The sequence below is a fragment of the Petrotoga mobilis SJ95 genome (assembly GCF_000018605.1).
Lineage (GTDB): Bacteria > Thermotogota > Thermotogae > Petrotogales > Petrotogaceae > Petrotoga > Petrotoga mobilis.
The window spans coordinates 1221511-1233720 of record NC_010003.1 but is presented as its reverse complement, the minus strand read 5'-3'; the positions used below and the strand labels follow the sequence as shown (position 1 = coordinate 1233720).

The 12210-nt window shown below is 34.4% G+C and carries 12 protein-coding genes; 6 read left to right on the top strand and 6 right to left on the bottom strand.

What is annotated here, in order from left to right; translation table 11 throughout:
• Positions 1-448 precede the first annotated feature (448 nt).
• From PMOB_RS05920 to PMOB_RS05895, 6 genes are all read left to right on the top strand, one after another.
• Positions 449-868 carry an NADH-quinone oxidoreductase subunit NuoE family protein gene (locus PMOB_RS05920; RefSeq protein ID WP_041534079.1) on the top strand — a complete coding sequence of 140 codons (420 nt, stop codon included), beginning with the start codon at positions 449-451 and terminating at the stop codon, positions 866-868.
• An 11-nt stretch (positions 869-879) separates the two neighbouring features.
• Positions 880-2094, top strand: coding sequence for a complex I 51 kDa subunit family protein (locus tag PMOB_RS05915; protein ID WP_012208969.1), 1215 nt, complete (start codon positions 880-882; stop codon positions 2092-2094).
• The gene (locus PMOB_RS05910) at positions 2091-3800 is read left to right on the top strand and encodes an NADH-dependent [FeFe] hydrogenase, group A6 (RefSeq protein ID WP_012208968.1); all 1710 of its coding nucleotides are present in this window, start codon (positions 2091-2093) and stop codon (positions 3798-3800) included. The genes PMOB_RS05915 and PMOB_RS05910 overlap by 4 nt, the downstream gene beginning before the upstream one ends.
• A gap of 205 nt (positions 3801-4005) precedes the next feature.
• Complete coding sequence (locus tag PMOB_RS05905; RefSeq protein WP_012208967.1) at positions 4006-4932, top strand: ABC transporter substrate-binding protein; 927 nt, start codon at positions 4006-4008, stop codon at positions 4930-4932.
• A complete protein-coding gene (locus PMOB_RS05900; protein ID WP_012208966.1) occupies positions 4929-5663 on the top strand; it encodes an ABC transporter permease in 735 nt (244 codons plus the stop codon). Before PMOB_RS05905 ends, PMOB_RS05900 begins: the two co-directional genes overlap by 4 nt.
• Positions 5648-6361 (top strand): ABC transporter ATP-binding protein, encoded by a 714-nt coding sequence (locus PMOB_RS05895; protein ID WP_012208965.1) that lies wholly within the window; start codon positions 5648-5650, stop codon positions 6359-6361. Before PMOB_RS05900 ends, PMOB_RS05895 begins: the two co-directional genes overlap by 16 nt.
• 74 nt (positions 6362-6435) lie before the next feature.
• Here PMOB_RS05895 and PMOB_RS10430 read toward each other — a convergent pair whose 3' ends face one another.
• The 6 genes from PMOB_RS10430 to PMOB_RS05865 all read right to left on the bottom strand — a co-directional run bounded on the left by PMOB_RS10430 (position 6436) and on the right by PMOB_RS05865 (position 11935).
• Complete coding sequence (locus PMOB_RS10430) at positions 6436-6891, bottom strand: RNase H family protein (RefSeq protein ID WP_255408276.1); 456 nt, start codon at positions 6889-6891, stop codon at positions 6436-6438.
• A gap of 13 nt (positions 6892-6904) precedes the next feature.
• Positions 6905-7165, bottom strand: coding sequence for a DUF3783 domain-containing protein (locus tag PMOB_RS05885; RefSeq protein ID WP_012208964.1), 261 nt, complete (start codon positions 7163-7165; stop codon positions 6905-6907).
• Positions 7166-7380: 215 nt separating this feature from the next.
• Positions 7381-8898, bottom strand: coding sequence for a mannosylglucosyl-3-phosphoglycerate synthase (locus PMOB_RS05880; RefSeq protein ID WP_012208963.1), 1518 nt, complete (start codon positions 8896-8898; stop codon positions 7381-7383).
• Positions 8895-9872 carry a glucosyl-3-phosphoglycerate synthase gene (locus PMOB_RS05875; protein WP_012208962.1) on the bottom strand — a complete coding sequence of 326 codons (978 nt, stop codon included), beginning with the start codon at positions 9870-9872 and terminating at the stop codon, positions 8895-8897. Before PMOB_RS05875 ends, PMOB_RS05880 begins: the two co-directional genes overlap by 4 nt.
• Positions 9873-9891: 19 nt before the next feature.
• A complete protein-coding gene (locus PMOB_RS05870) occupies positions 9892-11034 on the bottom strand; it encodes a zinc-binding metallopeptidase family protein (protein ID WP_012208961.1) in 1143 nt (380 codons plus the stop codon).
• 208 nt (positions 11035-11242) lie between these two features.
• Complete coding sequence (locus tag PMOB_RS05865; RefSeq protein WP_012208960.1) at positions 11243-11935, bottom strand: DUF554 domain-containing protein; 693 nt, start codon at positions 11933-11935, stop codon at positions 11243-11245.
• Between the last annotated feature and the right edge of the window lie 275 nt (positions 11936-12210).

Sequence of the window (12210 nt, the reverse complement as noted above, 5' to 3'; positions counted from 1 at the left end):
GTCGTGTTAGATCATAATTAATTGTCGTTGAAATAGTGTAATGGTTAGATAGTATTTATGTCTTAGAAATTGATTTGCTTTTTGTTAGTTGAATGTTGTATAATTTATCCACGAGGACAGGCTTCCTCCTCTTAAGGATGTTTATTTCCTTGAACCCCTCTGGGGTGTTTCTTCTCTCAATTTTACCATGTTTAAACTTTCATATGTTTCCTTTGGTTGAGATTTAGTTTTTTCGTTAACAATATTGCTTTCAAGCAACTATTGGTATGGAGACTTAGGTTTCTCATATTCTTTTTTTAACAGCGTATATAATATTGATATTATTTTAGCGTTTTTTTCATATAAATATGTTAAAAATGGATCAATTTAGTGAAAATATTAACAATCCAGATTCTGTTAATAAATGCCTCAAAGTTTTTGTATTTCAAAACTAGAAGGAGGAGATGGAATGGAAAAGTATTATGAAAAAGAACTCTTGGAAGAACTCCATGATATTCAAGAAACGTATGGATTCATCTCTGAAGAGGATATCTTGAGAATCGCGCAAAAAAGAGACATCCCTAAAGCTCGTTTGTACGGAGTGATCAGTTTTTATTCTATGTTTCATCTTGAACCAACGGGAAAATACATCGTACGTGTCTGTGACAGTGTCTCATGTAGATTAAACGAGTCCGCAGACTTAGTTAGAGCCTTGAAAGATTATCTCAAAGTGGAAGAGAATGAAACCACAAAAGACAAAAAATTCACCTTAGAAGTAGCTGAATGTTTAGGACATTGCGATGAAGGACCTGTTATGATGGTTAACGATACGTATTACACTCATCTAACCGTTACCAAAGCGATTCAAATACTCGATTCACTGGAATAGGAGGGAAATAAATGGAAAAAATCTTTCTAAAAAAGGACTTGGGTAAAAGTTTGGAAGAATACGATTTCCCAGGCTTAAAAAATGCTTTGAATATGGAACCCCAACAAGTTATCAACAAAATAAAAGAAAGTGGTTTAAGAGGAAGAGGGGGAGCCGGTTTTCCTACAGGTATAAAATGGGAAACGGTGCTTTCAATTGAGGATGACACCAAGTTTATCATATGTAATGCGGATGAAGGAGAACCAGGAACTTTCAAAGACAGATTCTTGTTGGAAAATCTACCCTTTAAAGTTTTGGAAGGTATAATAATCAGTGGTTATGCCACTGGATCAAAATATGGTTATATTTACATTAGAGGTGAATATGTAGAGGCAATAAAAATCATTAAGAAAGCGATCGAAAAACTTTATGAAAAAAATATATTGGGAGAAAATATTCTAAACTCAGATTTCTCGTTTGATTTGAAGTTGGTGAGAGGTGCAGGCGCCTACGTATGTGGGGACGAAACATCTTTAATCAATTCCATTGAAGGAGACAGAGGAAAATCTCGTATAAAACCTCCCTTACCAGTTTTTGAGGGATTGTATGGTAAACCGACCGTTGTCAATAACGTTGAAACATTGGCCGCGGCAGCAGAAATAATGAGTTACGATAACAACCCTTATTCAGAAATGGGAACAGAAAAAAGTAGAGGCACAAAATTAGTCTCTATCAGTGGTGACGTCAACAAACCGGGCGTTTACGAAGTAGAATTTGGAAAATTAACAGTTAAAGATATCGTACAAGAATTGGCAGGAGGAGTTAAAGGAGAAAAAATTGGTTTTGTTATCCCAGGAGGAATTTCCACTGAAGCATTAACTGAAGAGGAATTAGATGTACCTTACACCTATGAAAATCTTCAAAAAATGGGGAGTAACATCGGATCTGGTGGAATGATCGTAGTTTCTTCACAAAGAAATTATTTGGAAATCGTGAAAAATGTCTCTGACTTTTTCCGAGACGAAACATGTGGAACGTGTTTCCCATGTAGAGAAGGAAACAAGAATATAAACAAAATCGTATCGGATATATATAAAAGAGGATATCCAACTTCAAGGGAAATAGAAATAATCTCTGATATACAGTACGCCGTAAGCTCTGCAGCACGTTGTGGATTTGGAGAGTCTTCTTTAAACCTTATTCTTTCCATATTTGAGAAATTTTACACAAAGAAGGTGGAAATATGAAAGTAAAGATAAATAACAGAGAATATGAATTTGATCATGAAATTAGTATTTTAGATGCCACAAAGAAAGCTCACATAAAAATACCTACACTTTGTTATTCTGAAAAACTTGAACCTTTTGGAAGTTGCAGACTTTGCTCAGTTGAAATAAAAGGTGAAAGAACCTTGAAACCAGCTTGTGTAACAAAAATTACCGATGGTATGGAAATCTTTACTCATTCTCAAAGAGTAAGAAAAACAAGAAAAACTATCATTGAATTGATAATAGCTTCTCATGGGATAAACTGCAACTTAAATTGCCTTACTTGTTCAAAATCCGGCAGCTGTGAGATAAAAGAGGTTGCTGAAGAAATAGGTGTAACTGAAATAAGGGTCCCTCCAATATCTAATGGTTTACCGGAAGATAGAAGCAGTTATTCAGTTGTGAGAGAACCTCAAAAATGTATCGTTTGTAACCGTTGCGTCAGAAAATGCTCAGAGGTCCAGTCGGTTAACATATTAACGATTGCAAACAGAGGGCCAGATACATACGTTACAACTTTCATGGACAAAGGTATGGGGAACGTAGATTGTACAAATTGTGGACAATGTATCTTAGAATGCCCCACAGGAGCCTTACATGAAGTTTATCAAATGGACCAAGTTTGGACTGCTCTCTCTGACGAAAGTAAATATGTAATCGTGCAAACAGCTCCTGCCGTTAGAGTTGCAATAGCCGAAGAATTCGATGCAGAACCAGGGAAAATTGCCACAAAACAAATGGTGGCAGGATTAAGATTGTTAGGATTTGATAAAGTCTTCGATACTAACTTTGCTGCTGACTTAACAATAATGGAAGAAGCGAATGAATTCATTGAAAGATTCAAAAATAATGGGAAGCTTCCTTTATTCACGTCTTGTAGCCCAGGATGGGTTAAATTCTTAGAACATAATTATCCCGAATTTATTGATAACCTCTCATCATGTAAATCACCTCAACAGATGTTTGGAGCTATTGCCAAGACATATTATGCAAACAAATTAGGAATTTCAAAAGAAGATATGGTTGTCGTTTCTGTCATGCCATGTACCGCCAAGAAATTTGAACGGGTTAGACCAGAAATTAAGGGCGATGTCGATTACGTATTAACTACCCGTGAACTGGCAAAAATGTTTAAACTTGCTGGTATAGATTTGCTGAACGTTCCACCGGAGGAGTACGATGAACCCTTAGGTATCTCTTCTGGTGCCGGCGCAATTTTTGGGGCAACGGGTGGTGTTATGGAAGCCGCTTTGAGAACTGCATACGAAGTAATAACCGGTAAGGAATTAGAAAAATTGGACTTTGAAGCTGTTAGAGGCATTGAAGGAATAAAAGAAGCAACGGTAGAAATTGATGGAATAAATTTAAAAGTTGCTGTCGTGAATGGTTTAGGGAACGCCCGAAAGGTTTTAGAAATGATCAAAAGCGGTGAAAAAGAGTATCACTTTGTGGAATTCATGGCATGTCCAGGTGGATGCATTGGTGGCGGTGGTCAACCTATCCCAACAAACAGCGAAATACTTCTAAAAAGGATGCAAGCGATATACGAAGTAGACAGATCCCTGCCAATAAGAAAATCTCATGAAAACCCTGCTATCAAAATTTTATACGAAGAATTTTTAGGAGAACCATTAAGCGAGAAATCTCATGAATTGTTGCACACAACATATCTTGCAAGGAGTTAATACGGACCTTTGTCCCTTAATTATTTATCAATGGGCAAAAATAAAGAAAACAGAATCCCTTTTCCGACTTCACTATTGTCAATGAAAAGGAAAAGAGTTACAATGATTAAAGTTGGTCTTCCTGGCTGCGAGGTAAAAAGGTCTATATACAAAGTTTAGAGTTTCTAAAGCTATTAAATTAGAGAGATACAGGAGGAAAATAACCATGAAAAAATTAACTTTGTTAATCGTCTCTTTTTTCTTTACACTCTTGATTTTTTCTGTTACAATAACTAATCCTTTAGGTCCAACCGTTGTTCCGGTAACAGGGTTGATGGCGAATACGATAGAAGAAGAGGTAGAAATAAATGTGAGTCTTTGGAAGGATGCCAATGAAGCGGTAGCGTTACTGGTATCCAATCAAGCAGACTTTGCCGTGCTTCCTATAACCGTTGGTGCGAATTTATACGCTCAAGGTTTAGAGTTAATATTGTTAGGCGTTCACGAGTGGAAAGCATTTTATTTGGTAGGAAGTAGCAATGTTGATTTTGAAGATGTAAAAAATTTAAAAGGTCATGAAGTCTATTCTCCTCATGGTCGAGGTCAAACCGTCGACATTTTGATGAGGTATCTTTTGGTGAAAAATGGTTTGGTTCCCGATAAAGATGTAAAATTCAGCTACCTTCCTCCCCAGGAGATAGTTTCTCTGTTTAAAGCAGGTAAGGTAGAATATGCCGCTTTACCAGAACCATTTGCCACATTGGCTGTAACAGGGACCGAAGGAGAAATTGTCTTAGATTTTCAAGATGAATGGAATAAAATCTCAGGTTCAAAGTATGGCCTTCCTATAGCTGGACTTTTTGTTAAAAAGGAGATTTTGGAAAGTGAACCGGATATCGTTTCAAAAGTTGAAAGCGCTTTTTCTGAAAGCGTTGATTGGGCTAATACAAATTTAGATCAATCATTGAAAATAACCAACGAATATTTAACTATCCCTGTTCCAGTACTTAAAGAAGCGATGAATAGATTGGTTTTTGAATACATTCCGATTGTGGAATGTAAAGAAGAAGTAGATAACTTTTTAAACACGATGCACGAACTTTATCCGGAAGGGTTACCAACTTTACCGACAGAAGGATTTTATTATCGATGAAAACTATTTTTGGAATTGTGTTGATCGTTTTACTTTGGTACTTTTTTTCTTTTGTCATAGGTTCTTCTTTTGTGTTGCCTTTCCCTCATGAAGTTTTAGTCAATTTAATAAATCAGCTAAGTACACCGAGGTTTTATGTGGCATTATGGAACACGGTATGGAAAACTTTGATTGTTTTGTTTCTTTCCTCTTTTATCGGAATAATTTTGGGGTTTTTAATGGGGATGAGCGACACGATATACGAAATTTTTAGGCCCATGCTGATGATGATACAAGCTATTCCGGTGGTTTCTTGGCTTGCTTTTGTCGTATTTCTGTGGGGTGTTGGATGGCGTGGTCCTATTTTAATAAGTACCATGGCTATTTTACCTAACACAGTTTTTACGACAGCATCTGGAATTAAGAATATCGATAGAAAATTGTTAGAGATGGTGCACTTGTACAAAGTATCGAGGTCTAAAATATTTAGGCATGTATACTTAGCTTCGATCGTTCCGTTTGTAATTGCAGCGGTTGAAGTTTCGATAGGGAATGTATGGAAAGTAGTGTTAGTAACAGAGTTTCTAGTTGGTGGAAATGGCTTAGGGGTAGAACTTGCTTGGGCGAGACAGTATGTCGAAGTTCCTAGGATCTATGCCATTACTATCATAGCCGTTATATTAGGTATAACCACAGAACGTGTATTTAAAATTATTTCAAGAAGGATGTTAGCAAGATGGGAAATGTACTAAAAGTAGATCGTTTAACTAAAAGGTTTGGAAATCTTCTGGTTATAGATAACTGGAGTCTTGAGTTGCAAGAGGGTGAAAAAATCGTTTTGTTGGGGCCGTCTGGCTGTGGAAAAACTACTTTTTTTAGGATCGTTTCAGGATTAGAAAAGCAAAGTGAAGGGACAGTTGAAACCTTTGTCGATAAGATAGGTTACGTTTTCCAAGAACCTCGATTATTGCCCTGGAGAACGGTTTACGACAACCTGAAAATAATTTTAGACGATGAAAAGAAAATTAAACAAATTATCGGTATGATAGGTTTAGAAGGTTTTGAAAATCTTTTACCCTCTAAATTAAGTGGGGGTATGAAACAAAGGGTGAATATTGCCAGATCTTTATTAGTTGAGCCACAGATCTTGCTAATGGACGAACCTTTCACATCTTTGGATCTCAATATTAAACTATCGATAATAAAAGATATGGAAAAGATGTGGAAGAAAAGTTATTTTTCAATATTGATGGTTACCCATGACATAAAAGAGGCATTGATGTTGGGAAATAAAATAGTTATTTTATCGCAACGACCTTCTAGAATATTAAAGGTCTTTAATATAAATCTTTCGGAAGAAGAGAAAAGTATTTATGATAAAAGCTTTTTAGAGTTAGAAAGCCAGATTACAAAATTTGTTATGAGTCAATCTGAAGAGGTAATGGTTTAGAAAGTATAAAGATTTTTGAAGAATTTATTTTCTTTTTTTAAAATCAGCATGAAACCTTCGGCTTTTTCAAAAAATTAGGAGTTCAAACCGGTTTTATGGAGATATTTCGTTATTAAATCTCGGAAATTTTTGCTTTCTAATGCTTTTTTCGCTAGTTGATCGGCCAAGGTGTTGTAATGGTCTCCTGAGTGTCCCCTTACCCAATTGAACTGTATCGTTAAAAATTTACTAAAATAATCATAGCAATTTTTATAGGCTATGGTTATTTTTTTATTCGTCTTCCATTCTCCGTTACACCATTTCTCTAATCCGATGTAATCATGGTTTATTATTATCTTTTCGTAACCTTTTTCTTTAGCGTATTCCATTGCGTAGATGGATGCACTTATCTCTCCAGCAACATTTCGGCTAGATGAGTATTCTGGGTTATTACCAGAAAAGAAGAAATGTTTTTCTTCACCATCTAGAAATACTATGCCGCTACCGTATATTTTGGTTTCTACGTCATAACTTCCATCGACATAGGCGATGAGAGTTTTATCTTCACTTGCTGTCTTTTTTGTAATTGTCGTATACCCCTTTTTTGAGATTTTCTGTTACTTTTTTCATTTCTATGTCTTCCTGTTTTAACTCTTTGATTAATTCTTCAACTGTCCATTGAGAACTTGTAGGAGTAATGGAAGCAAAAATTATATTTTCGGGTAAGTTTTCCATATTTTTTATCGTTTTCATTATTTTGAGTATCTGTTCTTTAGACATACCGTTAATTATAATTGTGGGAATGTTTTTTATATCTTCATACATGTGAATAGCCTCCTAAGTAGTGTTAGCGCCCCTTCGCCCCGCTCCCCACCCATAAGGATAGAAAATCTTTATTCCTTTACCCTGCTGCCCACCCATAAGGATAAAAAATCTTTATTCTTTTACCCTGCTTTCTACCCATAAGGATAAAGAATCTTTATTCTTTTCCTCAGCTCTCTACCCATAAGGATAAAGAAGTCTTCGCTCTTTTATCCTGTTCAATAAGAAAAGAGTAATCTTATATTATCTATTGTTAGAAAGGATTTTAGAATATTTTCGTCAATTATTGTATCTTCTATTTCCTTTGTACTTCCTTGAACCCCCTTCGGGGCGTTTCCTCTAGCTTGTACTTTATCTAATAATAAAAATATTTTACTTTTATACGCCTTCAATGAGAAATCTTCCAAGTTTATCCCTTGATCAATGTGATTTGTGGAAGTCAACATTTCTATTTTATCAAATATTTCTTTGTTAATTTCTTTCAAATCATTAAGTTTTGCTTCTTCTTCCATACAGAATTTCTTCTGAAGTTCGACGGGGAGAAATGAAAAATCAATTAAATCTTTATCAAATTTATTGTTTAAATCTTGTCTTAAATGATTTTTGTTCTCTTCGGAAATAGGTATCTTGTTAATTTGTTCTTCGTATTTTTCTTTTACTTTGTTTATTTCTTTAGGAGAAAGACTAACCAAAAATCTATCGTAATAACTTATTTCTTTTATGTTTTTGAAATCTTCTATCACATCTAATTTTCTCGTTAAAAAGTTTTTTTCGTTGAATTTTGATTCTAAATATATCATTCCAAATCCTTCTAATACGGAAGAAGAAAAGAACAGATCAGATATATTCAGAATGTATGGAAAAAGTGAAGGATCTTTTGCTGAAATAGCCCAAGCTCCCTTAACTTTTTCAGATTCAAAGGTTTCTTTTACAACTTTTTCATATGGCCTTTCTTTATCAGAGTTAGCTGGTAATGTGACAAGGAGATTACTCTTTCCATATAAGCGATTTATAAGCACCGCTTCTAAGATATTTTTTCTTCTTATCGTTCTTGTTGGATACAAAATGTTTTTATTTGTGGGATCAACGTTATATCCCAATTTCTTTAGTTTATTTATGACCTCATCTTTGTCGATATCATCTATTTTATCTTTATTTTTAGCAAATTCAACAGCATTTGGGAGATAAAAAGCATTTTCTGAAGGTATACCACATTTTATAAGTCTGTTGTAATCGGATAGATTGATAGTAGCATACTGTATATTCTTCCTAATAGGATACAGTGAAGAATTTATGAATTTTCTTATAAAAGAATAGTTTTCCCATCTTGCACATTCAGGAAAGTCGTGAATTTGAATTATTGTGGGGATATTTTTTGTTGTGATAAATTCTTTAAACGCTTCTGTAAATGCGGGATTTTTGCCTAAATTATAGTTATGAGCCCAGTATATAGCCCTCTCATCGTGATAATTGTTCAATTTGTTTTTTATCGATTCTTTGAGTTCGAGAAAAGTTTTATAATCGGTGCTGTCATAATAAATGTATCCGAGCTCTGGGAAATCAATAAAATCAACATTTTCGTAAGATAAGACCTCTTCTATCCCATCTATCCCCATTTTTTTTGAACCAAAGAGAGTAATTTTGTATGCGTCTTTTAGAGATTTTACGATATTTCTAACAACGGTTGAAACTCCGCCTTTTATGTAATGGTAGTGGAAGATGTAAAGATTGTTCATACCTTCTCCTCTTTTGAAAACTTTTCTTTGTACTCTGGGATAGTAATCATAGGAGGTCTTTCAACACTTAGTATCTCCGTTGGAACTAATACCTTCTCATTTTCTTTTTTTTGAATCATTATATGTTTATCGGTCAATTCGGTATTTAAATCTAATTTTCCATATTTTTCCAATCTTTTTAATACTACTTTTGTGAGTTCAAAAGCCATTTTACTCAGTGAGTGTAAGGGTTGATTGTCATGAATTCGAAGTTCAAGATCGACTTGAGCTATTATCTCACTACCAAATTTTTCAGCTATGTCGATGAGATGCGCAATTTCCACACCGTATCCCACGAAAAAAGGCAGCTTTTCTAAAATTTCCCTTCTTCCTGCATATTCACCACTTAGCGGTTGAATTATCGTTGATAACTCCGGGTAAAACAAAGAAAATAAAGGCCTTGCAACCAATTCGGTAACCCTTCCTCCACCTGTTGGTTGCATCGCCGATTTTCCCACAATGGGTCTATCATAAAAGGCCTTGACGTAACCTATTTCTGGATAATTCAACAAAGCACCAACTAAACCGTATACGAATTTTGGATGTATGTTCTCTATATCTGAATCCACCCATACGATTATATCGCCATCAAGTGCGTATAAACTTTTCCATAAATTTTCTCCTTTTCCCTTGTAAAACCCGTACTCTGGTAAAATATCACTTGAGTAAAAAACTTTTGCACCGTACTCTTTTGCTATAGAAACCGTTTCATCTTCTGAGCCAGAATCAATTACAGCAATTTCATCCAATAAGGGATATTTTTCCATAAGTTCTGACTTCATAATGATTATCTCTTTACCAATAGTTTTTTCTTCGTTTAAAGAAGGAAAGGCAAGGGATATTTTTACATCTTGTTTTTCTTTTAATTTAACGAGCTCTTTAATGTTCTCAAACTTTGAATGGTGAAAAGAACGTTTTAAAATATTATCCTTCATTTTAGATCTTCCTTTCTGTTTAATCTTTTTCTTCTCCTATAATGTCCTGATCTATCTCTTCTTCAGCAAAGTTTTCTGTTGTTACATTATCAACCACCATCAAAATTTGATGCAGACCTTTCATCACACCATCTCTTTCGAAGTATTCTGTGCCATCTAATATCTCACCTTTTGCTATCCCTAGGGAAACTGCAGGGACACCGGATTTAATTATCAATGCCTCGTCTTTGTCTAAAGGAGCTAAGTTAGTTTTAATGTTTAAATGGTTATGAACTTCTCTGATCTGTTCGATCAAAGGATGCTCCTTTGGTATGAAAGTGGTCGGAATGTATGAAAGTAGATTCAATTTGATCTTTAAATTGTATCTTTCAGCCAATTCCGTGACGGTGGCTCTTAAATTTTCACTTATAGTTTCTAAATCTTGGTCTCCTTCGCTCTTTATCTCCATTATTACTTCGGTATTGTCTTCGAATCTGTCGAGTTTTAAGATGATTACAGACGTACCTTCCATATCTGCATTCTCTTTCAGATTAGAAGTTATTCTGTACAATATCTCTAAAGTTGATGGAGATTTAGAAGTTTTGTGTATTGAATCTCGGGAATAAAACTTTAATTTATAAACATATTTTCCCAAAGAACGATGACCGAGGTCTCCCAAATTGATGCCATTGATTTTGATAGCATAATCCAAACTTTTGATATTTTCCTGTAAAAACTCTCCTAAACTCAAAAATTTGTTTTTTCTTGCCTGGTTAAGAAAGAGGAAAAATACATTCTTTCTTAAATCTACTTTTTCTAGGTGTAAAAACTTTATCATAGTTAAAAGAGCTGCAACTTTAAGTGAAGACGAAACGATTTTTAAACCTTCTATTTTTCCTTTTAATACCCTGGCAAATCTTTCAACAAGTGGATCTTGTATCTCATCTATAGTTGTGAAAACAAGAGCCGTAGGAGATGTATCATCGTTAACAAACGAGACATATACGTTCCCTTCATCATCTTCCTTAATATTGGGTAGATTCATTTCTCGCAATTTGCTTATTATAAAGTTTTTTTGCTCATTGGGGTTTTTTAAAGGAAGCTGATTGAAAAGTATCGTATTAGATAGCAATTCATCCTCATATTTTTCCAGTTTCCATAAGGCATTTTCTAATCTAAGCATTTTGATTCCTCCTTTTCACATTTTTATCAAGTAACAAAAATTAATCCCTTTTAAAAAAGGTTTTGCGATTAATTTTGTTTAATTCATCTGTATTAGAAATATGGACGAATAAAGTATGAGTAGTAGAGATATGAATAGTAGTTTAAATAAGAAGGAAATATTTATTAATCTTTCTATCAATTATTATAACATATTTTGTAGGAATTTGTCAAAACCTGCCAAAAAAGGTAAGAATATAATTTATCAAAACGACAATTATTAAAGAAGGAAGAAAATTTCCTACTTTTATATCTTTTATCTCTAAAAGTCTTATTCCAATGGCAATTATCATTGCGCCTCCTACGGCTGTAAAATCATTCAAATAGTAAGGATCCGAAAGAAAAGAAAGCATTCCAGCCAAACTAACTATTGACCCTTGAATCAAGAAAACACTCACAGCAGAGAATGTAACCCCCACGCCATAAACCGAGGCTAAGACCATAGAAGAGATTCCATCCAGAACAGATTTTAAGAAAATAACAGAGTTATCTCCCGAAAGACCCGCATTTAGACATCCGATTATCGTCATAGGGCCAATAACAAAAAGAACAGTGGCAGTAATAAATCCCCTTACAAACGGTGTTTCTCCTTGTGACCTTTCAACGATGTTTGCTAATTTTCCCAGACCGTTTTCAATTCTCAATAACTCTCCAATTACCCCTCCAAGCGCCAAAGATACTAAAACCACGATCAAATTGCTTGCATCTAACCCCATCCCTACTCCAATCAAAAAGGTAGTTAGACCAACACTTTGAAATAAAATCAGTCTCAAATTATCCGGCAATTTATTTCCTACAAGCGTTCCCAATGTGCCTCCAATCAAAACGGCTAAAGTGTTAACTATGACAGCTATGTTGAACACTTCTAATTCCCCTCCCTCTTTGCGGAATTAAATCCATTAAAAGTTTTTTAATAATTATACCAAAGAATCAAATGGATGTTTAATTACAAAAAACTTACAAAAATGAAGAAATTTTAAGATTTACCTTTCTAATTGCATTTATTTTTCTCTAAACTCTCATAAACGTCCATAATCGTTCTTATTCGGGTTTGTGGAAATGTTTCCATTAGTGCTATAATTGAATGGAATCATTTCCATTTATGACTTTTATTTTTAAAGTTAAGGAGATTTATTTT